Raw genomic sequence first — 21,470 nt, forward strand, 5'->3', positions numbered from 1 at the left:
GGGCCTCACATCCGGAAGACGCCGAAGCCGCCGCGCGCGCCCTCGTAGGGCGCGGTGTGGACGGCCGACAGGCACAGGCCGAGGACGGTGCGGGTGTCGCGCGGGTCGATGACGCCGTCGTCGTACAGCCGCCCGGACAGGAACATCGGCAGGGACTCGGACTCGATCTGCTGCTCGACCATCGCGCGCAGGGCGGCGTCGGCCTCGTCGTCGTAGGGCCGGCCCTTCGCCGTGGCCGACTGGCGGGCGACGATCGACAGGACGCCGGCGAGCTGCTGCGGGCCCATGACGGCCGATTTGGCGCTGGGCCAGGCGAACAGGAAGCGGGGGTCGTAGGCGCGGCCGCACATGCCGTAGTGGCCGGCGCCGTAGGAGGCGCCCATGAGGACGGACAGGTGCGGCACCCTGGAGTTGGAGACCGCGTTGATCATCATCGCGCCGTGTTTGATGATGCCGCCCTGTTCGTACTCCCTGCCGACCATGTAGCCGGTGGTGTTGTGCAGGAAGAGCAGGGGGATGTCGCGCTGGTTGGCGAGCTGGATGAACTGGGCGGCCTTCTGGGACTCGGCGCTGAAGAGCACGCCCTGGGCGTTCGCCAGGATGCCGACGGGATAGCCGTGGAGGGCGGCCCAGCCGGTGACCAGGCTCGTCCCGTACAGCGGCTTGAACTCGTCGAAGTCGGAGGCGTCGACGATCCGGGCGATCACCTCGCGCGGGTCGAAGGGCACCTTCAGGTCGCCGGGGACGATGCCGAGCAGTTCTTCGGGGTCGTACTCGGGGGGCGCGGCCGGCCCCGGGTCCTGGTACGCCTTGCGGTGGTTGAGGCGGGCGACCACGCGCCGCGCCTGGCGCAGGGCGTCGTGTTCGTCGACGGCGAAGTGGTCGGCGAGGCCGGACACGCGCGCGTGCATCTCCGCGCCGCCCAGGGACTCGTCGTCGCTCTCCTCACCGGTGGCCATCTTCACCAGCGGCGGGCCGCCGAGGAACACCTTGGCCCGCTCCTTGACCATGATCACATGGTCGGACATGCCGGGGACGTACGCGCCGCCGGCGGTGGAGTTGCCGAAGACGACCGCGACGGTGGGGATGCCGGCCGCCGACAGCCGGGTGAGGTCCCGGAAGATCGCGCCGCCGGGGATGAAGATCTCCTTCTGCGAGGGCAGGTCGGCGCCGCCGGACTCGACCAGGCTGATGCAGGGCAGCCGGTTGGCGAGCGCGATGTCGTTGGCGCGCAGGGCCTTCTTCAGCGACCAGGGGTTGCTGGCGCCGCCGCGCACGGTGGGGTCGTTGGCGGTGATCAGGCACTCCACGCCCTCGACGATGCCGATGCCGGTGACGAGCGAGGCGCCGACGGTGTACTCGCTGCCCCAGGCGGCCAGCGGCGACAGCTCCAGGAAGGGCGTGTCGGGGTCGAGGAGCAGCTCGATGCGCTCCCGGGCGAGGAGTTTGCCGCGCGCACGGTGGCGGGCCACGTATTTCTCGCCGCCGCCCGCCAGCGCCTTGGCGTGCTCGGCGTCGAGGTCGGCGAGCTTGGCGAGCATGGCCTCGCGGTGCGCGCGGTGGTCGGGGCCGTTGGGGTCCAGCACCGACGGCAGGACGGTCACAGCAGGACCTCCGGGATGTCCAGGTGGCGGGAGCGCAGCCATTCGCCGAGGGCCTTGGCCTGCGGGTCGAAGCGGTGCTGGGAGGCGACGCCGTCGCCGAGGAGTCCCTCGACGACGAAGTTCAGGGCGCGCAGGGCGGGCAGGGCGTGCCGGGTGACGGTCAGCTCGCGGCTCTCCGGGATCAGCTCGCGGAAGCGGTCCACGGTCAGGGTGTGGGCGAGCCACCGCCAGGCCTGGTCCGACCGCGCCCACACGCCCACGTTGGCGTCGCCGCCCTTGTCGCCGCTGCGGGCGCCGGCGACGAGGCCGAGGGGGGCGCGGCGCACCGGCCCGGCGGGCGGCGGCTCGGGCAGGGGCGGTTCCGGCAGGTCGGCGAGGGCCAGGGCGTCGGGGGGCGGCGGCACGGGGACGCGGCGCCCGTCGTGGAGCACGGCCACGTGCTCGGCCTCGCCCTGGGGGACGTACGCGGCCTCGAACACGCCGTACGGCGCGCCCTTGCCGGGTGGGGCGAGCAGGTGGAAGCCGGGGTAGCTGCCCAGCGCCAGCTCGACCGCCGCGCCGCTGAGCGCCCGTCCGACGACGGCCTGGTCGGGGTCGCGTACGACGAGCCGGAGCAGGGCGCTCGCGGTCTCCTCGGTGCCGGCGTCGGACCGGTCGGTGCGGACCTGCTCCCAGCGCACGTCGGCGGCCTTGGTGAGCGCCGGTTCCAGTTGCTCGCGGACCAGGGCGGCCTTGGCCTCGATGTCGAGGCCGGTGAGGACGAGGACGATCTCGTTGCGGAAGCCGCCGAGGCGGGTGCGGCCGACCTTGAGCGTCGGGGGCGGGGGCTCGCCGCGCACGCCGTCGATCCGGACCCGGTCGGGGCCGTCCTGGGTGAGCCGTACGGTGTCCAGGCGGGCGGTGACGTCCGGTCCCGGGTACTGGGCGCCGGCCGTCTCGTACAGCAGTTGGGCGGTGACCGTGCCGACGTCGACGAAGCCGCCCGTGCCCGCGTGCTTGGTGATCACGCAGGTGCCGTCCTCGTGGAGTTCGGCGAGGGGGAAGCCGGGGCGGCGGACGTCGCCGTCGCGGAAGAAGGCGTAGTTGCCGCCGGTGGCCTGCGTGCCGCACTCCAGGACGTGCCCGGCGACGACCGCGCCCGCGAGCCGGTCGTACTCCGTGGGGGCCCAGCCGAAGTGGGCGGCGGCGGGACCGGTGACCAGGGCCGCGTCCGTCACCCGGCCGGTGACCACGACGTCGGCGCCCTCGCGCAGGCAGGCGGCGATGCCGAAGCCGCCGAGGTAGGCGTGGGCGGTGAGGCTGCCGGGGTGGCCGGGGCCGACGTCGTCGCCCTCGACGTGGGCGACGCGGACGGGGACGCCGAGGCGGTCCGCCAGCGCGCGGACGGCGTCGGCGAGGCCGGCCGGGTTGAGGCCGCCGGCGTTGGTGACGAGGCGGACGCGGCGGTCGTGGGCGAGGCCGAGGCACTCCTCCAGCTGGCGCAGGAAGGTGCGGGCGTAGCCGGCGGCGGGGTCCTTCAGCCGGTCGCGGCCGAGGATCAGCATCGTGAGTTCGGCGAGGTAGTCGCCGGTGAGGACGTCGAGCTCCCCGCCGGTGAGCATCTCGCGCATCGCGTCGAAGCGGTCGCCGTAGAAGCCGGAGGCGTTGCCGATGCGCAGGGTCACTCCGTGTCCCCCTTCGGGGGGCGTCCGCCGCCGGGCGGGCCGGCGAAGGCCTGGGCGATGTCCAGCCAGCGGTCGGCGTCGGGGCCCTCGGCGCGCAGGGCGAGGTCGGCGCGGTGGGCGCGCTGGGTGACCAGCAGGCAGAAGTCGAGGGCGGGGCCGGTGACGCGCTGCGTGGCGTCCTCGGGGCCGTAGGTCCAGTGGTCGCCGGAGGGGGCGACGAGTTTCACGTGAAACGGCTCGGTGGGGGCGGGGAGCCCGTGGACGCCGTACGCGAAGTCACGGGTGCGGACCCCGAGGAAGGCGATGTGCCGGATCCGGTCGGTGGGGGTGCGCGGGACGCCGAGCGCGTCGGAGACGTCCAGGCTGTGCGCCCAGGTCTCCATCAGGCGGGCGGTGGCCAGGGATGCGGTCGACATGGGCGGCCCGTACCAGGGGAAACGGGCGCCGGGCGGGGCCTCGCGCAGGGCCCGGTCGAGGGCGGTGCGTCCGTCCCGCCACCGGGTGAGGAGTTCGGCGGGCGGGAGGCGGGCACCGTCCTCCGCTCCGTCGTCGACGAAGGAGTCGGGTGCGGCGAGCGCCTTCTCGACCAGGGTCCGGAAGGCCTCCGGGTCGGTCGCCGCGAGGTGGGCGGAGTGGTCCGTCCAGGCGAGGTGGGCGATCTGGTGGGCGATGGTCCAGCCGGGGGCGGGGGTGGCGAGGGCCCACTGAGTGGGGGTCAACTCGGCTACCAGGCGGTCGAGTTCGTCACTCTCGGCGCGCAGGTCGTCGAGGACGGGCGTCGGGTCGGCCATGGGGAGGAGCATGGCAGCGGGGGTAGAAACAAGCAAGCATGCTTGCATGAATTGGGTCGACCCTGCGTCCCGCTCCGCGGTGTTCCGGCCCAGGGCGCATCGCGGAGCGGTCGTATCCCTCGGTCAGGCACCGCCCCGCTCGGAGTCGCTGTAGGCGAACGGGCCGGTGGCGCCGTCTCCCGCCCTGCTCCGGCCGGCTTGCTGGTACGCCGCGTAGAGGGCGCTGCCCGCGGAGGCGGGGTTGGACACCAGCATTCCCCTGGGCAGCCGCTGCCCCGTCATGGCCTGCCATATCTCGGCCGCGAAGCTCGTGCAGTTGTACCGCAGGAAGTTGTAGGACTCCCCGGACCGTCGGTGGGCGAGCATGTACGCGCCGATGACATCGCTCAGCGGAACGTGCTGCGAGAACTTGTCGGTGTAGGCGTGGTGCGGCTCGGGGCAGCGGATCATGCCGGGGACACTCTGCACCGGCCCGGCGAGGCCCTTCGGATAGAAGCCGAACGAAGTGCGTTTTCCATTGCCGGTCTCCAGTTGGACCCAGACGTGCCCCACCTCGAAATCACGGTAGAAGCCGGGAGTGTGCCAGGGCTTGCCGCGGTCGGCCTTCACGGTGACCTTGTACGACTCCGTCTCGCCGTCCTCCACGCTTTCCCTGATGAAGGTCCGGAAAGGGGCGATCAGTTCGTTCAGTGGAAGATCAGGGACTCCATGGACGCCTTGGAGTCGCCTGTCGAGCGCCAGGACGGCGCGCACGTCAGCGGCTACCGTGCGCGCGATGTCCGCAGCGGCCCCGGCAGTTCGATTTTCCTTGTCATATTTCTTTTCGAATATCTTGGTGCACGTGGTCAGGAACGCGTTCTCGAACTCTGTGGCATCTCTCGTTCCGGGCGCGATGGCGATGGCGCCCACCTCGTCGGCGATCCGCCACGCCACGTCAGTCATGAATGCCTTGATGTCGGCGGCTTTCCGGGGATCCTCTTCCGACTCCGGAGCGCAGATGTCGTAAGCGACGTACCACGCGATCTCATGGGCCCTTTGAGCGGGCGCCACCACGGGCGGCGACGCCTGCCGGGGTGCCGAGGCGGGACGGGCGGCGGCCTGCGGGCCCGGACGGCGCGGTCGGCCCCGCTCGGCGTCGGAGTGGTCGGAGCAGTCGGAGTGGTCGGCGTCGTACCCGGCGTTCATCTTGACGGGGTCGTAGCGCATCATGCGCTGCACCGACGGCGTGCCCGCCCTCGCGGCCGGAGGCGCGCCGGCGTCTTCGGTCCGCTGATGACCGCAGCCGGCGCCGTGCCGGTGCTGAGCCCAGGAGTGGCCCGCCTGCCGGAGCATCTGGACGACCGCCGCGTTGCCCGCGGCGCCCTGCTGGGCCAGCAGGGCCCGCGAGGGCGTCGCGGCCTCCGGGCCCGGCGCCTTGGCGGGCGTGCGGGCAGGAGTCCGATGGGGCTCGGCACCGTCGCGGCGGGTGGTTGTTTCGTGGACGCGCATCGCAGCCTTCGGGTCGGCACTGTCGTGGGTCGCCACCACCCCCGTGGAGCCATGGAGGGTGGAACGGCCGGTATGCGCAGAGAAACGAGCCGTATGCGGAACCGGTTCACCGCGTCGGTGAACCGGCCGCCCGCCAAGGAATCGGTCGGGCGGTCTGGTCTTGAGGCCCCAGGCAGCTCGGGCCTCGGGCCTCGGGCCTCAGGCCTCGGGCCGCAGGCCTCAGGCCTCGGGCTTCAGGCCTCCGGGACCGGCGGCCTGCCCCGGTCCACCTGGGTGCGGACCGCGCCCATGCTCGCCGCGATGACGAGGGCGATCGCGGCCGCCTCCATGGCGGACAGGGCCTGGTCGAGGACGAGGAAGCCGGCCGCGGCCGCGAGGGCGGGCTCCAGGCTCATGAGGATCGCGAACGTGGAGGCGGGCAGGCGGCGCAGCGCGAGGAGTTCGAGGGTGTAGGGGAGGACGGAGGACAGCAGTGCCACCGCCGCGCCCAGGCCCAGCGTCACCGGGTCGACCAGTTTCGCGCCCGACTCGGCGATGCCCAGCGGCAGGAAGAGCAGCGCACCCACCGCCATCGCCAGCGCCAGCCCGTCGGCCTGTGGGAAGCGGCGGCCGGTACGGGCGCTGAACACGATGTACGCCGCCCACATGGCGCCCGCCCCGAGCGCGAACGCGGCGCCCACCAGGTCGAGGTCGCCGAATCCGCCGCCGCCGAGCAGGAAGACCCCGGCGAGGGCCAGCCCGGCCCAGACCACGTTGACCGCCCGGCGCGAGGCCAGCACGGAGAGGGCGAGGGGGCCGAGCACCTCCAGGGTGACGGCCAGGCCGAGCGGGATGCGGGCGACGGCCTGGTAGAAGAGGCCGTTCATCCCGGCCATGGCGACGCCGAAGGCGATCACCGTGCCCCAGTCGGCCCGCGTGTGCCCGCGCAGACGGGGCCGGCAGACCAGCAGGAGCACGACGGCCGCGACCACCAGCCGGAGCGTCACCACCCCGAGCGCGCCCGCCCTCGGCATCAGCATCACCGCGAGCGCCCCGCCGAACTGCACGGAGACACCGCCGGCGAGCACGAGGCCGACCGGCCCGAGCGAGCCGAGGCGGCCCGGGGCGCCCACCTCGTCGACGGCGGAGGCCGGCCGGGTGGGTGTGGCGGTGTCGGGGGTGCTCACGGGCGGTCCTGGGGGTTCGGCGCGAAGAGAACGTGCAGCCTGATGTACTGCCGAGTCCAGGGTAGTGGACCTGTGTCAGGTGTGTGAAGCCGTTATGCCAATGTCCCAGGATATGGTCAGAGTCCCGCCCAGGGCACCTCGTCACGGAAGAGGGGGCGGCCGTCGTCGAGGACGGTCGGGATCCCCTCGGGCGGGACGTACTCGTAGTGGTCGTGCTCGTAGTGGCCGTGCTTGTAGTGCTCGTGGGTCTGCTGGTGCGGGTGCGGGTACGGGTACGGGGAGGCCTGCTGGGGGAGCACCTGGGTCGCCTGTTGCGCCGTCTGCTGAGGGAGCACCTGGGTGACCTGCTGGGGGATCAGCTGGGTGACCTGCTGGGGGATCAGCTGGGTGACCTGCTGGGCCATCTCCTGGGGGAGCAGCTGGGCGACCTGTTGGTACATCTCCTGGGCGGCCTGCTGGTACATCTGCTGGGGTACCTGCTGCTGGGCGTGGGCGGCGGCCGCGTAGTCGTACGCCGGCTGCTGCGGTGGCTGCGTGTCGAACAGCGGCAGCCGCAGTTCACCCGTGTCCATCATGGCGTTGTTCTGCGAGCGGTGCAGCCGCGCGTACGCGCCTCCCCGGGCCAGCAGATCGTCGTGCCGGCCGGTCTCCACGATGCGGCCGTTGTCGATGACGAGGATGCGGTCGGCGTCGGGGGCCAGGTTGAGGTCGTGGGTGATCATGATGGTCGTGCGGCCCGTCATCAGGCGGCGCAGGGGCTTGACCACCCGGCGCGCGGCCATCGCGTCCAGGCCGGTCGTCGGCTCGTCGAGGACCAGGACCGGCGCGTCGCGCAGGATGGCCCGTGCGATGGCGAGGCGTTGCATCTGGCCGCCGGAGAGCCGGGCCGAGTTGGGGTCGACCCTGGTGTCGTAGCCCTCGGGCAGCTTCTCGATGAAGTCGTGCGCGTCGGCCGCCTTGGCCGCCTCCACGATGGCCTGTTCGCTGGCGCCGGGCCGGCCGCAGGCGATGTTCGCGCGGACGGTGTCGTGCAGGACGAGGGTCTCCTGGGGCAGGAGCGTGATGTACTCGCGCAGCCGGGCCAGCGGGAAGTCCCGTAGGGGGACGCCGTCGAGGCGGACCGTGCCGGAGTCGGGGTCGTAGAAGCGGAGCAGCATCTTGGAGACCGTGGACTTGCCCGCGCCACTGGGGCCGGTCACGATCACCAGCTCGCCGGGGTGGACGGTGAAGGAGAGGTCCCGCAGGGCGATGCCGTCCGCGCCCGGATAGCGGAAGGACACGTCCGTCAGCTCGACGCGGCCGTCCGGGCGGCCGGTGTCCGTCTCGCGCCGGGGATCGCTGACCGAGGGCCGTACGTCCAGGATCTCGATCAGCCGCTCGGCGCCGGCGGTGGCCGCCGTGATCGTGAGCCCGAGCTGTGCCAGGCCCCGCACGGGCGGGTAGAGGTAGCCGAGGAAGGCGGAGAAGGCGAGGAGCTGGCCGAGGGTCATCCGGCCGGTGGAGATCTCCCAGGCGCCGATGCCGATGACGGCGAGCACGCAGATCGTCTCGATGACCGCCACGAGCTGTTCGTACGCCTCGTTCAGCCGGGTCGAGCGGACGGACGCCCGGAACCAGGCGGTCGCCTCCTCGTTCAGCCGCCGCCGCTCGGCGTCGCGCCGGTCGTAGGCCTGGGTGAGGACGATGTTGCCGAGCGACTCCTCGACCACGGAGGTGATCGCGCCGTCGGCGACCCGGCCCTCGCGCGCGACCGACTTGATGGAGCCGGAGAAGCGGCGGGCGGCCAGCCAGAACAGGGGCGCGAGGATGAAGGTGGCCGCGGCCAGGTCCCAGCGCAGCCAGAAGGCGGCGGCCGAGTAGAAGAGGGCGCTGAACAGGGCGGAACCGGCGCCGACCAGCCCGGACACGACCATCGTCTCGATGGCCTCGACGTCGCCGGTCAGACGGGACAGCAGATCACCCTGGCGGTGATTCTGGAAGAAGTGCGGAGGCAGCCGCTGGACATGGTCGAAGACCTGCTCGCGCAGCCGCATCACGAACCGTTCGGTGGTCCAGGCGGCGAGCGAGTTCCCCGCGTACGCGATGATCGCGCCGACGGTCGCCACGACCAGCCACTGGCCCGCGGGCTTCCAGAAAGCGGCCAGTGAGCCCTCCTGGAGGGCGTGGTCGGTGAGCTCGCTGAAGAGCAGGATGGCGGCGGTCTCGGCGAGCGCGGCCAGCACCGTGCACAGCCAGACCACCATGAGGCGTCCGCGCAGCCCCTTCGTCAGCGGCCAGAAGCGGCGGAAGGCGACGCGGGCGGGAATGGTGGGCGTTTCGTATTCGTACTCTTCGTCATCCACGCCGCATTCCCCTTGCCTGAACAGGAATCAATTTCCCTGGTTCATGAAACCACGCAGAAATGAGGGTCGACTGTGCACGGCCGACCCCCATTCACGGCTTCAGGACCGAATTAGCAGTCGCGGCCGGAGACCGGCTTGGGAAGCGGCTGCTTCTTGGCGGCCTTCTTCGGCTGCGGCGGGGGCGGGAGCTGCTTCGACTTGGGCTTCGGCAGGGGAGCAAGCTTCTTGAGGCTCATTCCAACTCCTTGGATTGCGCTGTACCTGAGGTTTGTCGCCGAGGAAATCCCCGAACCGACGTCACAGAACCTACACGCTTGCGTTGCAGTTCAGCGGTAAAAAAGGCAAAGCAGCGCTGTGAATACCCTTGGAAAACCTGGGGATTGGTTCAGCAGCCGCTCCTTCCGTCATGTTTCCGTCATCTCTCGCCGCCGCTTCTGTCGTCATGTTTCCGTCATCTCTTGCCGCGAGTCCGGTCCCAGTCGCGAGTCCGGTCCCCGTCGTGAGCCGGTCCCCCGTCGGCGGCTGCTCCCCCGTCGGCGGCCGCTCCCCCGTCGGCGGCCGCTCCCCCGTCCTGGGGCAGTCCCTCCGCGAGCACCTCCGCGAGATGGCGCCCGCGCACCCCCGCCAACTGCTCCAGCTGGGTCCGGCAGGAGAAGCCGTCCGCCAGCACGACGGCTCCCTCGGGTGCCCGGCGCACCGCGGGCAGCAGCTGTTCCTCCGCGCAGGCCTTCGACACCTCGTAGTGGCCCCTTTCGAAGCCGAAGTTCCCGGCGAGGCCGCAGCAGCCGCCGCTCAGGTCACCGGTGAGGCCGGCGGCCTCGCGCAGGCGGCGGTCGGCGGTGTCGCCGAGGACCGCGTGCTGGTGGCAGTGGGTCTGGCCGGTCACCGGACGGTCCAGGCGGGGCGGTCTCCAGTGCGGGGCGTGGCGTTCCAGCACCTCCGCGAAGGTCAGGACGCGGGTGGCGAGGCGGGCCGCGCGCGGGTCGTCGTGCAGCAGCTCGGGCAGGTCGCCGCGGAGGGCCGCCGCGCAGCTCGGCTCCAGTACGACCACGGGTGCGTCCGTCTCCAGGACCGGGGCCATGAGGTCGAGCGTGCGGCGCAGGACCGCGCGGGCGCGGTCGAGCTGGCCCGTGGAGACGTACGTCAGGCCGCAGCAGACCCGGTCGCGGCGGGCCGAGAGCAGCGCGGCCGGGGACCTGGACCGCCCGTCCCCGACCGGCCGTCCGCGCATCCGCAGGGTCGGCGGCAGCGCGACCCGCAGGCCCGCCGCCTCCAGTACGGCGACGGCCGCCCGGCCCACGGACGGTGAGAAGTACTCGGTGAAGGTGTCCGGCCACAGGATCACCAGATCGCCGCCGGTGCCGGGGGCGGCCTCCCGCCCCCGCGACGCGCCGCCGCCGGTGCCGGGGGCGGCCCCCCGCCCCCGCGACGCGCCGCCGCCGGTGCCGGGGGCGGCCCCCCGCCCACCCGACGCGCCACCGCCGGTACCGGGGTCGACCTCCCGCCCACCCGACGCGCCACCGCCGGTGCCGGGGGCGGCCTCCCGCCCACCCGACGCGCCACCGCCGGGGACCGGCGGCCTCCTGCGCCACCACCGGCTGAACGTCTCCCGGGCCAGCCGCGGGATCCGCCGCTCCGGCGCGATCCCGCCCGCCCTCTTCATGACCTGGGCGAGCGGCCGCAGGGAGGCGAGCGCGTTGACGACACCCGCCGTGCCCGTACGGGCCACCGCGCGCAGCCACTCCGGCAGCCGGCCCATGCTGTGGTGGGCGGCCGGGCGGCGGCGTCCGGCGTAGTGGTGGTGCAGGAACTCCGCCTTGTAGGTGGCCATGTCGACGCCGACCGGGCAGTCGGAGCGGCAGCCCTTGCAGGACAGGCACAGGTCGAGGGCGTCCCGGACCTCCGTCGAGCGCCAGCCGTCGGTGACCGGCCCGCCCGCGAGCATCTCGTGCAGCAGGCGGGCCCGGCCGCGCGTGGAGTGCTGCTCCTCACCGGTGACCCGGAACGACGGGCACATCACGGCCGGCCCGGTCGCCGTCGTCGTACGGCACTTGGCGACGCCGACGCAGCGGCGGACCGCGGCGGAGAAGTCGCCGCGGTCGCCGGGGTAGCCGAAGGCGACGTCGACGGGCTCGCGGGGCAGGACGGCGAAGCGGAGGTTGGCGTCGAGGGGCTCGGGGCGCACCAGCATGCCCGGGTTGAGCAGGTCGTCCGGGTCCCAGACGGCCTTCGCCCGCTCGAAGAGGCGGACCAGGTCGTCGCCGTACATCCTCGGCAGCAGTTCGGCGCGGGCCTGTCCGTCGCCGTGCTCGCCGGAGAGGGACCCGCCGTGGGCGGTGACCAGGTCGGCGAGCTCCTCGGAGAAGCGGCGGAAGCGGCCGACGCCCGCCTCGGTGAGCAGGTCGAAGTCGACGCGGACGTGGATGCAGCCGTCCCCGAAGTGGCCGTAGGGCGTGCCGCGCAGGCCGTGGGAGGTCAGCAGGGCACGGAAGTCCCGCAGGTAGGCGCCGAGCCGGGCGGGCGGGACCGCGCAGTCCTCCCAGCCGGGCCAGGCCTCGGAGCCGTCCGGCATACGGGTCGCCGTGCCGCTCGCGTCCTCCCGGATACGCCACAGGGCGCGCTGCCCCGCCGGGTCGGTCACCACGGCCGCGTCGACGACGTCCGCCGCGCGCACGATCGCCTCGGCACGCGCGCGTGCCTCGGCCGCCGACTCCCCGCCCGTCTCGACGAACAGCCAGGCCGCGCCGCGCGGCAGGCCGGCGGCCGACGGCACGAGGTCGGCTGCCATCCCCTCCACCGTCAGCGGCCGGTGCGGCAGCAGTCCGGCCGCGGCGTCGGCGGCGGCGCCCTCGTCGGCGTACCCCAGCACGGCGAGCGCACGCGCGCGGGGCGCCTCGACGAGGTCGACGACCGCTTCCGTGAGCACGGCCAGCGTGCCCTCGGAGCCGCAGAGGGAGCGGGCGACGTCGGCGCCCCGCTCCGGCAGCAGCGCGTCCAGCGCGTACCCGGAGATACGGCGGGGCAGGTCGGGGAATCCGGTGCGCAGCCGGGCCAGCTCGCCCTCCACGAGGTCGCGCAGCCCGTCCGGCGCGCCCGCCCAGCCCCCGCCGGGCCGCAGCCGCCGTCCGCGCGCGGTGACGACGGACAGCTCCCGCACGTTGTCCGCGGTCGTCCCCCAGGCCACCGAGTGGGAGCCGCAGGAGTTGTTGCCGATCATTCCGCCGAGCGTGCAGCGGCTGTGGGTGGACGGGTCGGGGCCGAAGCGGAGGCCGTGCGGGGCGGCGGCCTCCTGGAGCCGGTCGAGCACCAGCCCCGGTTGGACGACGGCCGTCCGGGTGACGGGATCGAGGGCGACGAGCCGGTTCATGTGCCGCGTGAAGTCCAGCACCACGCCCGTGCCCGTCGCCTGCCCCGCGATCGACGTGCCCCCGCCGCGCGCCACGACCGGCACACCGCGCGTCCGGCACACCTCCAGCACCGCCGCCACGTCCTCCGCGTCGCGCGGCGCGACCACGCCCAGCGGCACCCGCCGGTAGTTGGACGCGTCCATGGTGACCAGCGCGCGGGAGGTGACGTCGAAACCGACGTCACCGCGCACGGCCCTGCGCAGTTCACCCTCGAGATCCCCGGGATCGGTCATGGGTCCAGCATGCACCTCGTCACTGACAGTGACGACGGCCTCCGCCTCGCGAGGGGCCGCCTCGTACATCCGTACAGGTCCGGAAGCCGGGAATCCCGTCTCATCCGACGGGACACGTTTCCGTAGGGTTTCGCCCAGGGGATACGCTCCGCCTCGTGGCTGAGATCCAGATTCCTGCTGACATCAAGCCCGCCGACGGTCGATTCGGCGCGGGCCCCTCCAAGGTGCGGGTGGAGGCGCTGGACGCCCTGGCCGCCACCGGCACGTCCCTCCTCGGCACCTCCCACCGCCAGGCCCCGGTCAAGAACCTGGTCGGCCAGGTCCGGGAAGGCATCCGCGAGCTGTTCCAGCTCCCCGAGGGCTACGAGGTCATCCTCGGCAACGGCGGCTCCACCGCGTTCTGGGACGTCGCGACGCACGGCCTGATCGAGAACAAGTCGCAGCACCTGAACTTCGGCGAGTTCTCCTCCAAGTTCGCCAAGGCCGCCAAGCTGGCGCCGTGGCTCGCCGAGCCCACCGTGATCGCCTCCGACCCGGGCACGCACCCCGAGCCGGCGGCCGAGGCGGGCGTCGACGTCTACGCCTTCACGCACAACGAGACCTCCACCGGTGTCGCCGCCCCGCTGAAGCGGGTCGAGGGCGCCGACGAGGGCGCGCTGGTCCTGGTGGACGCCACCTCCGGCGCCGGCGGCCTCCCGGTCGACATCGCCGAGACGGACGTCTACTACTTCGCCCCGCAGAAGTCCTTCGCCTCCGACGGCGGCCTGTGGATCGGCGTGTTCTCCCCCGCCGCCATCGAGCGCGCGGAGCGGATCCACGCGTCCGGCCGCCACATCCCGGAGTTCTTCTCGCTCCCCACGGCGATCGACAACTCCCGCAAGAACCAGACGTACAACACCCCGGCGCTGGCCACCCTCTTCCTGCTCAACCAGCAGCTTGAGTGGATCAACGGCCAGGGCGGCCTGGACTGGTCCGTCCGCCGCACCGCCACCTCCGCCCGCACGCTCTACGGCTGGGCCGAGGACGTCAAGTACGCCAACCCGTTCGTGACCGACCCCGCCAAGCGCTCCCAGGTCATCGGCACGATCGACTTCTCCGACGAGGTGGACGCGGCGGCCGTCGCCAAGGTCCTGCGCGCCAACGGCATCGTCGACACCGAGCCCTACCGCAAGCTCGGCCGCAACCAGCTCCGCGTCGCCATGTTCCCGGCGATCGACCCGACGGACGTCGAGGCGCTGACCAAGTGCATCGACTACGTCATCGAGAAGCTGTAGTCACGGCCTGAACGACAGCGAAGGGCGCCCGGCGGACCTCCCGCCGGGCGCCCTTCGCCGTTCGGCGCAGTCCCGCCTCGTCCGTCGTCCCGTCCCAGCGCCGACGACGGGGGCCACACCCGGGCCGACCGGGGATCCGCTCGATCCGGGTCGGACCGCGCGGTGATCGCGACCATCTCCTTGCCGAGCGGCGCCCCGACCGAGAGCCGCTCCCCGAGCCAGGACATCCGAGCTACTGTGGATGTCATGACGACGGCCTACGAGGACGTGCCCTTCAGCGAGCTGCTCCACCATCCCGCGGCCACCGCCCGGCGCCTGGACTCGGTCCGCGCCCTGCGCCTGCGCCGACGCGACGCGGGCGACCTCGCGCTCATTCGCGCCGACCAGCTGGAGCAGGACTCCACCGTGGTCGACTTCACCGCCCGCCTGCTCGCCGCCCTGGTCCGCACCGAAAACACCGCCGCACTGCGCCAGGCCCTGCCTGATGCCCTGCCCTGGTCGGTCTTCCTCCCTGAGGACGACGTCGAGGCAATGCTCGACGAGCTGGTGGACACCGCCCGCGGAGCTGCTGCGCTGGAGAACTTGGCTCCCATCGCGCTGCTGCTGGCCCAGTGGCGGCACAGTGCCGAGATCTACGCCGACCCCGCCCTGCACGCCGTCCTCACCCGCGAGCCCGACGGCGACCTCGGCAGTGTCCCCGTGCCCGACGGCGAGACCGACGAGTGAGCCCCAAACGCGGTGACCGCGCGGCCCCACCCCCGGTCGGCGACGAGTTCGACCTGCGCTTCGCCAACACCGAGGCGGCCAACGGCTGGGACCATCTCTCCCGCCACGCGGCAGGCAACCTCCGCCGCGCCTTCGACAAGATTCGATCCGCCCCGCGCGCCACCGATGACCCCGAGCGCCACCACCGTCTCAAGGGCAAGCTCGGCTCCACAGTCTGGAAGGGGCAGACGCTGGAGCGCTGGCAGTACGAGGTCACCGGCGGCGGCCGCGTCTGGTACCTGGTCGACGACGCCAACCGAACCGCCTGGATCACCTATGCAGGCACCGGACACCCCAGAGCAACCGACTGATCGCCCTTCGCCGTTCGGCGCAGTCCGCTGCGTCCGTCGTCCCGTCCCAGCGCCGACGACGGGGGCCACACCCGGGCCGACCGGGGGACCTGCTCGATCCGGGTCGGGCCCGGTCAGCTCTCGCAGCGTGTTCCGCCGCCGTTCTCCAGCTCGTCGATGGACGCGAGCAGGCGCCAGGCGTTCGCCGGGCTCCGTAGCAGGTACGCCGTCTCCTTCAGGGACTCGTAGTCCTCAAGGAAGACGATGACGACCGGCTCACGCCCGGCACGCGTGATGACGACCTCTTCGCGGTCGTCGGTGATGGAGTCGAGCACCTCGGCGTACCGGGCGCGCAAGTCGGAACACGTCATGGTCTTCACGATCGAACCTCTTACCGCCCTGAACGCCGTTCGCCGGCGTGCGCCGTCCTAGCCGAACTGCCGCAGGAACGCCTGCCAGCTCTGACCGGATACGGCGATCAGGGGGCCGTCCTGCTGCTTGCTGTCACGGACGGCTCGGCCGCCAGGAGCGGTGTCGGCCACCTCGACGCAGGCGTTCTCCTGCCCCGAGTACGACGACTTCCGGAAGGGGCTTACGACCTCGGTCACGATGTGTGTTCCTTCAGGCTCTGCAGTATGCCCCGGATGAGCTTCGCACTCGCGTCCGGCGCCAACGCTGACGATCGTAGTAGGTCGTATGCATTGGCGTAAGCGGCCAGATCCTCGGATCCCTCAAGGACCGACGCGCCTCGCAGATTGTCCATCGCGACCGCTTCGACCGTCGGCTCCTCGTCGAAGCTGAAGGAGTAGAAGGCGGAGGAGTAACCGGCCAGTACGCCAGCGCTGAACGGCAGCACCTGCACCGTGACGTTCTTCCGCTCCCCGATCTCAAGGATCGCGGACAACTGCTCCCGGTGAATCTCCACGTCCACGAGCGGGTGCGCAACGACCGCTTCCCAGAGGATGGCCGTGTACGACGCTCCACCCTCTTCGATCTTCGCCTGCCGCCCCATACGCACCTTCACCAACTGGGCGACCCGTTCCGAATCGATGCAGTGAGGACCGCCTGCGATAACAGCTTCCGCATACGCCGGAGTTTGCAGGAGCCCCGGCACCATGACCGGCTGCCACTCACGGATATAGGTGGCGTCGTCCTCCAACGCAATGTGGTCAACGTAGTCCGGACGCAGGTGCGCCGCATGCTCAAGCCACCAACCCCGGTTCTTGGAGTGCTTGGCCAACTCCTCCAGCTTGTGACGCACTGCGGCATCCGTGACGCCGTACGCGTCCAGCAGCAGGCGCACCTCGATGACGCGAGCGGTGACGTGCCCGCTCTCAAGGCGGCTGATTCTGGCCTGACTTGCCGCGATCACCTCGGCGGCCCGCGGCTGGTCGAGCTTTGCGGCAAGTCGGTACTGCCTGAGCGCCGTACCCAAACGCCTGCTGCGTACCGTCGGTCGTCCACCTGCGGGCATGAGTTCTCCCCTCTCCTGCGGCAACGATCCCACACGGGTCGACAAAACTGACAACCCATCACTCGATCGAGTGGACGACTGCATGCATTCACTTGAGTTCATTGTGCTGACGTCGAATGCAGCCGTAGCTTCCGGACATGCCCCTCACCGAAACCTTCCGCGTCCCCGGGCACCGCCGACACGTGCCCAGCACCCGCCAGCGCGTACGCAAGGCCCTCGCCGACTGGGGAGTCACTGACGAACTGGCCGACGGCGTCACCCTGTTGGCGAATGAACTCGTCACCAACGCCGTGACCCACTGCCGGATCTCCTACGCCCAGGTCGGGATCACGCTGATCCACCACGGGACCGACCTGGTCCTGGAGGTCTCGGACCCCGACCGGGACCGGCTCCCCCGGCTCCACCACTCCGGCCCGGACGAGGAGGGCGGACGCGGACTCGCGCTCGTGGAGGCGCTCGCCGACGCCTGGGGATGCCGACAGGAGCGGTACGCGAAGTGCGTGTGGGCCCGGTTCACGCTCGTGGAGAGGGCCCATGCTCCGGCCGGTTCGTGACGCGGTCGTCCGCCTGCTGGGCCGTACCAAGGCGGACGAACGGAATCCCGTGCGGGAGGTCCGGGCGCCGGACCCGTACGTCTGGCGGCTCCCCAACCCGCGCGACGCCCGCTGGCGCCGCTGGGCCAAACGCTGCCGGGCAGCCGGCCGCTACTTGCCGTTCCCGTGCGACGGAGAGGCCTGCTGGCAGAGCCCGCCCCCTCCCCGGCCACCGGCCTGGCAGACCGACGACGACGTGGTGCGGGCGTACGTCCTCAGACCGACGGCGGCGCGGTCGAGCTCGGCCCCTTTCGGGTGAACCCCACCATTCCCCGCAACCTCACAGCTTGCGACACAAGTCGTACGTTCACACGTGACCCTTCATGCCCTCGGGGAGACCATGAGCCAGCAGTACCCGCCGCAGCAGCCGAACCAGCCCCACCCGCAGCAGCCCGGATGGGGCGGCGGCCCCCAGCCCGGCTTCCCGCCACCGCCGAAGAAGCGCGGCGTCGGCAAGATCCTCGGCCTCGGCTGCGCCGGCATCATCGGCCTCTTCGTCCTGATCGGCGTCATCGGCGCGATCGCCGGTGGTGGAAGCGGCGACAACGAGTCCGGCAGCGCCGAGCCGGCGGCCTCCGCGGCCGAGGACGACAAGCCGGCCGCCGACGCCGAGTCCGGCGAAGCCGCGGAGAGCCCGGCCGAGGAGGACACGGCGAAGAAGAAGGTCGCCACCTTCAAGGTGTGGGGCACCGCTCCCGCCGGGGCCCTCGGCCCCCTGGACATCACCTACGGCTCCGACAGCGACAGCCGGGACGGCACGTGGAAGGACGGTGAATTCACCGCCACCCTGCCCCTGGACGAGGACGCGCTGTACTACACGGTGACCGCCCAGCTCCAGGGCTCGGGAGACATCAACTGCTCCGTCACCGTCGACGGCCACACGGAGAAGGCCCACGCGTCCGGCGGATACAACATCTGCCACGCGCAGGCCAACGCCGGACTCCTCGGCGGCTGGGACTGACCCGGCACGCGGCGCGAGCCCTGCCGCCGGGATGACCGGGAACGGCGAGGCGGGTACTGCGGTACCCACCTCGCCGTCGACGTACGTCCTCAGACCTTGATGCTCCGGCGGACCCGGGCGATCACCTGCTGGGCGTCGGCGCCGAAGACGGCCGACTCCGCGAGGGTGTCCCAGACGCGGCGGTAGAGAGCAATCGTTTCGGCGTCGTCGAGCCATAGTTCGGCGTGCCAGTCCTCGACGCTGACCAGACGGTCGTCCAGGACCCAGAACCCGTTCCCCGGCGGCAGGCGCAGTGCGGCGTCCAGAGGCAGGATTCCGAGGTGGACGGTGTCCATGCCCACCACGCCCAGCAAACGGTCCAACTGAGCCGCCAGCACTTCCGGGGGACACACCTGGGCCCGCAGTGCGCCCTCCCACATGACCAGCTTCAACTGCTTGCCCGGCCGATACAGCCATTCCTGCCGTTTCATACGGGCTCGCACAGCGGCCTCCGCATCCCGTGGAGAGCGTCGGAACTCCGCGAAGCGTTCGAAGACGTTCCGGGCGTAGTCAGGAGTCTGAAGCATGCCGTTGACCAGGCTGTTGTCCCACACGTGCAGGGTTCGGGACTCCCCGATGAGCGTGTTCCACGCCTCCTGCACAGGACCGTGTCCTGCCGCCAGTTGGCGTCGCCACGAACGGATGTGACTGTCGAACCCCTTCAGACGGGCGCGTAGTTCTGCGAAGGCATCAGGCCGTCCGGCGGCTTCGGCCCATGCCCGCAGGTCGTCGTCCGTGGGGGTCTGCCTGCCGTTCTCCAGCTTGCTGACCTTCGACTGCGGCCATCCGAGCCGCTGGGCCAGCTCCGTACCGGTGAGCCGGCCATCAGGGCCCTCGACACGTAGTTCACGGAGCCTGCGGCCCAGTTCCTCACGCGCTCTCTGATAGTCCGTGCTCACCGGTACCCGCTCTTGTCCCTAAACGCCGCTGTGTACCTCCGTCGTGAACTGTCGCCACGGTACGGCGTGATGCCAAGCAGCATCCCGCACCATGGAGCAGCGCACCACCTCCGCGGGCTCGGTGATCAGGTCAACATGCGTGAGCTGATCGTCGTCGTCGAACCGCAGGAGCGCGATGAGACGACTGTCGAACAGCCAGAAGTCCTCGGCGGGAAGCCGGAGCCGTTCCGCGTCGGCCCGCCACAGGTTACGGATGTCCTCGCCCATGCCGCTGTTCCGCTTGGCGTTGTCGAGGAGGTAGAGCTGACCCGTGGTCGGCGGCTGGTCCACGATACGCACCCGCTCGACACGCTTGCCCTGAGCGGTCTGCTCGCGGATCGTCCGACAGTACGGGTGATCGTACGTCCAGTCGACCTCCCCGGTCGTCACGAACTGCCGGTAGGTGTCGGTCGCTTCGTCACTCGCGTACCGGCGCCGCGTCTCCAGACGCCAGGCGGTGTGCGCGAACTTGGCGAACAGGTCGCCGAACTCGTCCAGTCCGATCGTCCGCACCTGACGTGTCCGCTCTTTCGGGGACCAGTCGACCAGCAGGTCACGCGGAACCACGATCGCGACCTCCCCCTCGGAGAGGTGCTGGAGTTGCGCAACGTCCTCGGGCTGGGTGAGTGGAGGACCATGCACGATCACTTCTCCGCTGTCCAAGTCCTCATGCACGGACGGGCATCCGCCATCACCGCTACCAGTTCCGTTGAACCGCAGCCTGCGCGCCATGTATGACCACTCCTCGGGCCTTGACGATGTCGACGCGTACAGCATGTCGGTGACGTTGAGTGAATGTCCATGCATTCAGGGTTACATCAATCGAATAACCGAGAATATTCTCCGCCTTGCTCTCCTCCTGTCCCTACGGTCATTTCCCGGAAGCCGATCAGGAAGGAACGCCATGCCGAACACACCCGACCTCTACGCCCTCGACCTCACCGCAACCTCCTTCGTGAAGGCCTGCGGCGGCCCCTGCTCCGAGGGCTGCGTCACCCTCGCCCGGATCGGGGCGGACGCCTGGGCGCTCGGGGACAGCAAGCAGCCCGACAAGGAACCGCTCCGCTTCACCACCGAGGAGCTGAGCGTCGCCGGGATCGACCCCACCCGCTTCGGTCTGCCGATCTGAACGGCCGGTGCACCACCACGCCTACCTGTGGACCGGCCCGAAGGCCCGCTTCGACCAGGAGGCCCTGCGGAGGCCGCCGCACCCCGATCCGCCGCCCGGCAGCCGGCCCGAGCTGATCCAGCGCCACCGCGAGGTGGCCGCGGAGTTCCCCGCGTCGGACCTGCCGCCGCTGGAGACCGCGTACTGGCTCGTCAAGCCGGGCTCGCTGGTCCGGGGGACGTGGCCGGACCCGGCGGAGGCGGCGGCCTGGCTCGGTTCACAGGTGAACGCATACGTCACCCGGTTCGCGTCCGAGGCCCAGCGCGACGCCCGTCACCTGGCCGATCTCGTCGCCTCCGCCGCCGAACGGCTGGGGTCGGGCCACGACGTGTCGCTCGGGTTCTATCTGGAGCGGCCCTCGTACCTGTCCCTGGCCCTCGTGACCTGTTCTCCGAACCGGGAGAACGCCCAGCTCACGTGCCCCTTGGGGGCATGAGGGAACGAGCGCCGGCACCCGGCCGGCGCTCGATCGCAGGCACACCGCCGGAGCCTGCTGTCACCTCCGCCAGAACAGGTGGTGCGTCACGCCGCTCGGGCTGGGCACGACCTCCAGGTGGAACCGGTCGAGCAGGTCGTCGGGGGACTCCCAGAGCCGCAGGCCCGACCCGAGCTTCACCGGCGAGACCGCCACGTGCAGGGTGTCGACGAGGTCGGCGTCGAGGAACTCCCGGATCGTCGTGACGCCGCCGCCGAGTCTGACGTCCTTGCCCTCCGCCGCCTCCCGCGCCCGTTCGAGGACCGCGGCCGGGTCCCCGCCGACGAAGTGGAACGTGGTGTCGGAGAGCGTGAACGACGGACGCTCGTGGTGCGTCATGACGAAGACCGGGGTGCGGAACGGGGGCTCGTCGCCCCACCAGCCGCGCCACTCCTCGTCCTGCCAGGGGCCGCGCTGGGGACCGAACTTGTTGCGCCCCATGATCTCGGCGCCGATGTCGCGCGCGTAGTCCCGTGTGAAGTAGTCGTCGAGGCCCCGGCTGCCCCCGGGATCGGTGCGCATGGGCCAGCTCGCCGTGGCGCCCGCCCAGGCGAACAGCCGCTCGGGCTCGACATGGCCGAACGGGCGCTCGAAGCTCTGGTCCTCGCCCGCGCCGATCCCGTCACTCGAGACGTTGAAGTTCTGGACTCGCAATAACTGGGGCACGTGTTCCTCCGGTGGTGTCCGACAACAGTGATGAGACTCTTCCAGCCGGGAGAACTCATCGCCGCGTCCGGTGACCGTTCGGACGACTACGGTGCGCGCGGGGGACACGGGGCTCGGGTGTGACCAGGGTGC

22 protein-coding genes are annotated in these 21,470 nt (G+C 71.5%); 8 read left to right on the top strand and 14 right to left on the bottom strand.

Going from position 1 to position 21,470, the window contains the following annotated elements; translation table 11 throughout:
* Window positions 1-5 precede the first annotated feature (5 nt).
* From ACZ3KJ_RS17530 to ACZ3KJ_RS17565, 8 genes are all read right to left on the bottom strand, one after another.
* Window positions 6-1,604, bottom strand: coding sequence for an acyl-CoA carboxylase subunit beta (locus tag ACZ3KJ_RS17530; RefSeq protein ID WP_467527845.1), 1,599 nt, complete (start codon window positions 1,602-1,604; stop codon window positions 6-8).
* Window positions 1,601-3,268, bottom strand: coding sequence for an acyclic terpene utilization AtuA family protein (locus ACZ3KJ_RS17535; protein ID WP_467527847.1), 1,668 nt, complete (start codon window positions 3,266-3,268; stop codon window positions 1,601-1,603). The genes ACZ3KJ_RS17530 and ACZ3KJ_RS17535 overlap by 4 nt, the downstream gene beginning before the upstream one ends.
* The gene (locus ACZ3KJ_RS17540; RefSeq protein WP_467527849.1) at window positions 3,265-4,059 is read right to left on the bottom strand and encodes a TIGR03084 family metal-binding protein; all 795 of its coding nucleotides are present in this window, start codon (window positions 4,057-4,059) and stop codon (window positions 3,265-3,267) included. The genes ACZ3KJ_RS17535 and ACZ3KJ_RS17540 overlap by 4 nt, the downstream gene beginning before the upstream one ends.
* Before the next feature lie 123 nt (window positions 4,060-4,182).
* Window positions 4,183-5,583, bottom strand: a complete 1,401-nt coding sequence (locus tag ACZ3KJ_RS17545; RefSeq protein WP_467527851.1) for a hypothetical protein — start codon at window positions 5,581-5,583, stop codon at window positions 4,183-4,185.
* Window positions 5,584-5,780: 197 nt separating this feature from the next.
* On the bottom strand, window positions 5,781-6,713 hold the full coding sequence (locus ACZ3KJ_RS17550; RefSeq protein ID WP_467527853.1) for an EamA family transporter: 933 nt from the start codon (window positions 6,711-6,713) through the stop codon (window positions 5,781-5,783).
* A gap of 116 nt (window positions 6,714-6,829) precedes the next feature.
* Window positions 6,830-9,055 carry an ABC transporter ATP-binding protein gene (locus tag ACZ3KJ_RS17555; RefSeq protein WP_467527855.1) on the bottom strand — a complete coding sequence of 742 codons (2,226 nt, stop codon included), beginning with the start codon at window positions 9,053-9,055 and terminating at the stop codon, window positions 6,830-6,832.
* A gap of 110 nt (window positions 9,056-9,165) precedes the next feature.
* Complete coding sequence (locus ACZ3KJ_RS17560) at window positions 9,166-9,291, bottom strand: hypothetical protein (RefSeq protein ID WP_467527857.1); 126 nt, start codon at window positions 9,289-9,291, stop codon at window positions 9,166-9,168.
* A gap of 215 nt (window positions 9,292-9,506) precedes the next feature.
* Window positions 9,507-12,695: an FAD-binding and (Fe-S)-binding domain-containing protein gene (locus ACZ3KJ_RS17565; RefSeq protein ID WP_467527859.1), complete on the bottom strand. Its 3,189-nt coding sequence runs from the start codon at window positions 12,693-12,695 to the stop codon at window positions 9,507-9,509.
* A gap of 155 nt (window positions 12,696-12,850) precedes the next feature.
* On the opposite strand from ACZ3KJ_RS17565, the gene serC reads away from it, so the two are divergent.
* The 3 genes from serC (at window position 12,851) to ACZ3KJ_RS17580 (ending at window position 15,045) form a co-directional block, all read left to right on the top strand.
* On the top strand, window positions 12,851-13,969 hold the full coding sequence (serC, locus tag ACZ3KJ_RS17570) for a phosphoserine transaminase (protein ID WP_385070781.1): 1,119 nt from the start codon (window positions 12,851-12,853) through the stop codon (window positions 13,967-13,969).
* 246 nt (window positions 13,970-14,215) lie between these two features.
* Window positions 14,216-14,695, top strand: coding sequence for a hypothetical protein (locus ACZ3KJ_RS17575; RefSeq protein ID WP_467527861.1), 480 nt, complete (start codon window positions 14,216-14,218; stop codon window positions 14,693-14,695).
* Window positions 14,692-15,045 carry a hypothetical protein gene (locus ACZ3KJ_RS17580; RefSeq protein ID WP_467527862.1) on the top strand — a complete coding sequence of 118 codons (354 nt, stop codon included), beginning with the start codon at window positions 14,692-14,694 and terminating at the stop codon, window positions 15,043-15,045. The genes ACZ3KJ_RS17575 and ACZ3KJ_RS17580 overlap by 4 nt, the downstream gene beginning before the upstream one ends.
* A gap of 113 nt (window positions 15,046-15,158) precedes the next feature.
* Here ACZ3KJ_RS17580 and ACZ3KJ_RS17585 read toward each other — a convergent pair whose 3' ends face one another.
* The 3 genes from ACZ3KJ_RS17585 to ACZ3KJ_RS17595 are packed head-to-tail and all read right to left on the bottom strand — an operon-like array spanning window position 15,159 to window position 16,498.
* The gene (locus ACZ3KJ_RS17585; RefSeq protein WP_467527864.1) at window positions 15,159-15,404 is read right to left on the bottom strand and encodes a type II toxin-antitoxin system Phd/YefM family antitoxin; all 246 of its coding nucleotides are present in this window, start codon (window positions 15,402-15,404) and stop codon (window positions 15,159-15,161) included.
* Window positions 15,405-15,452: 48 nt separating this feature from the next.
* Entirely contained in the window at window positions 15,453-15,632 is a 180-nt protein-coding gene (locus ACZ3KJ_RS17590) for a DUF397 domain-containing protein (RefSeq protein WP_467527866.1), read from the bottom strand.
* Window positions 15,629-16,498 carry a helix-turn-helix domain-containing protein gene (locus ACZ3KJ_RS17595; protein WP_467527868.1) on the bottom strand — a complete coding sequence of 290 codons (870 nt, stop codon included), beginning with the start codon at window positions 16,496-16,498 and terminating at the stop codon, window positions 15,629-15,631. Before ACZ3KJ_RS17595 ends, ACZ3KJ_RS17590 begins: the two co-directional genes overlap by 4 nt.
* A 137-nt stretch (window positions 16,499-16,635) precedes the next feature.
* Here ACZ3KJ_RS17595 and ACZ3KJ_RS17600 point away from each other — a divergent pair, with 137 nt between their 5' ends.
* From ACZ3KJ_RS17600 to ACZ3KJ_RS17610, 3 genes are all read left to right on the top strand, one after another.
* A complete protein-coding gene (locus tag ACZ3KJ_RS17600; protein ID WP_467527870.1) occupies window positions 16,636-17,052 on the top strand; it encodes an ATP-binding protein in 417 nt (138 codons plus the stop codon).
* Window positions 17,033-17,350, top strand: a complete 318-nt coding sequence (locus tag ACZ3KJ_RS17605) for a hypothetical protein (protein ID WP_467527872.1) — start codon at window positions 17,033-17,035, stop codon at window positions 17,348-17,350. The genes ACZ3KJ_RS17600 and ACZ3KJ_RS17605 overlap by 20 nt, the downstream gene beginning before the upstream one ends.
* An 81-nt stretch (window positions 17,351-17,431) precedes the next feature.
* Complete coding sequence (locus ACZ3KJ_RS17610) at window positions 17,432-18,052, top strand: hypothetical protein (RefSeq protein ID WP_467527873.1); 621 nt, start codon at window positions 17,432-17,434, stop codon at window positions 18,050-18,052.
* An 89-nt stretch (window positions 18,053-18,141) separates the two neighbouring features.
* Here the strand turns inward: ACZ3KJ_RS17610 and ACZ3KJ_RS17615 are convergent, their stop codons facing one another.
* Both ACZ3KJ_RS17615 and ACZ3KJ_RS17620 read right to left on the bottom strand, forming a co-directional pair.
* Window positions 18,142-18,990 carry a helix-turn-helix domain-containing protein gene (locus ACZ3KJ_RS17615; protein WP_467527875.1) on the bottom strand — a complete coding sequence of 283 codons (849 nt, stop codon included), beginning with the start codon at window positions 18,988-18,990 and terminating at the stop codon, window positions 18,142-18,144.
* A gap of 18 nt (window positions 18,991-19,008) precedes the next feature.
* Entirely contained in the window at window positions 19,009-19,761 is a 753-nt protein-coding gene (locus ACZ3KJ_RS17620; protein ID WP_467527877.1) for a DUF6879 family protein, read from the bottom strand.
* Window positions 19,762-19,933: 172 nt separating this feature from the next.
* Here ACZ3KJ_RS17620 and ACZ3KJ_RS17625 point away from each other — a divergent pair, with 172 nt between their 5' ends.
* On the top strand, window positions 19,934-20,158 hold the full coding sequence (locus ACZ3KJ_RS17625) for a DUF397 domain-containing protein (RefSeq protein ID WP_467527879.1): 225 nt from the start codon (window positions 19,934-19,936) through the stop codon (window positions 20,156-20,158).
* A 7-nt stretch (window positions 20,159-20,165) separates the two neighbouring features.
* The gene (locus ACZ3KJ_RS17630; protein ID WP_467527881.1) at window positions 20,166-20,633 is read left to right on the top strand and encodes a hypothetical protein; all 468 of its coding nucleotides are present in this window, start codon (window positions 20,166-20,168) and stop codon (window positions 20,631-20,633) included.
* A gap of 60 nt (window positions 20,634-20,693) precedes the next feature.
* Here the strand turns inward: ACZ3KJ_RS17630 and ACZ3KJ_RS17635 are convergent, their stop codons facing one another.
* Window positions 20,694-21,338: a dihydrofolate reductase family protein gene (locus ACZ3KJ_RS17635; protein WP_467527883.1), complete on the bottom strand. Its 645-nt coding sequence runs from the start codon at window positions 21,336-21,338 to the stop codon at window positions 20,694-20,696.
* Between the last annotated feature and the right edge of the window lie 132 nt (window positions 21,339-21,470).

The organism is Streptomyces sp. NPDC003248, assembly GCF_055563235.1.

What these genes read in the sequence shown, in the direction of transcription:
- ACZ3KJ_RS17600 (WP_467527870.1), top strand. Translation starts at nt 16,636, where the DNA reads ATGCCCCTCACCGAAACCTTCCGCGTCCCCGGGCACCGCCGACACGTG.
- ACZ3KJ_RS17540 (WP_467527849.1), bottom strand. Translation starts at nt 4,059, where the DNA reads ATGGCCGACCCGACGCCCGTCCTCGACGACCTGCGCGCCGAGAGTGAC.
- ACZ3KJ_RS17625 (WP_467527879.1), top strand. Translation starts at nt 19,934, where the DNA reads ATGCCGAACACACCCGACCTCTACGCCCTCGACCTCACCGCAACCTCC.
- ACZ3KJ_RS17620 (WP_467527877.1), bottom strand. Translation starts at nt 19,761, where the DNA reads ATGGCGCGCAGGCTGCGGTTCAACGGAACTGGTAGCGGTGATGGCGGA.
- ACZ3KJ_RS17575 (WP_467527861.1), top strand. Translation starts at nt 14,216, where the DNA reads ATGACGACGGCCTACGAGGACGTGCCCTTCAGCGAGCTGCTCCACCAT.
- ACZ3KJ_RS17610 (WP_467527873.1), top strand. Translation starts at nt 17,432, where the DNA reads ATGAGCCAGCAGTACCCGCCGCAGCAGCCGAACCAGCCCCACCCGCAG.
- ACZ3KJ_RS17605 (WP_467527872.1), top strand. Translation starts at nt 17,033, where the DNA reads ATGCTCCGGCCGGTTCGTGACGCGGTCGTCCGCCTGCTGGGCCGTACC.
- ACZ3KJ_RS17595 (WP_467527868.1), bottom strand. Translation starts at nt 16,498, where the DNA reads ATGCCCGCAGGTGGACGACCGACGGTACGCAGCAGGCGTTTGGGTACG.
- ACZ3KJ_RS17560 (WP_467527857.1), bottom strand. Translation starts at nt 9,291, where the DNA reads ATGAGCCTCAAGAAGCTTGCTCCCCTGCCGAAGCCCAAGTCGAAGCAG.
- ACZ3KJ_RS17565 (WP_467527859.1), bottom strand. Translation starts at nt 12,695, where the DNA reads ATGACCGATCCCGGGGATCTCGAGGGTGAACTGCGCAGGGCCGTGCGC.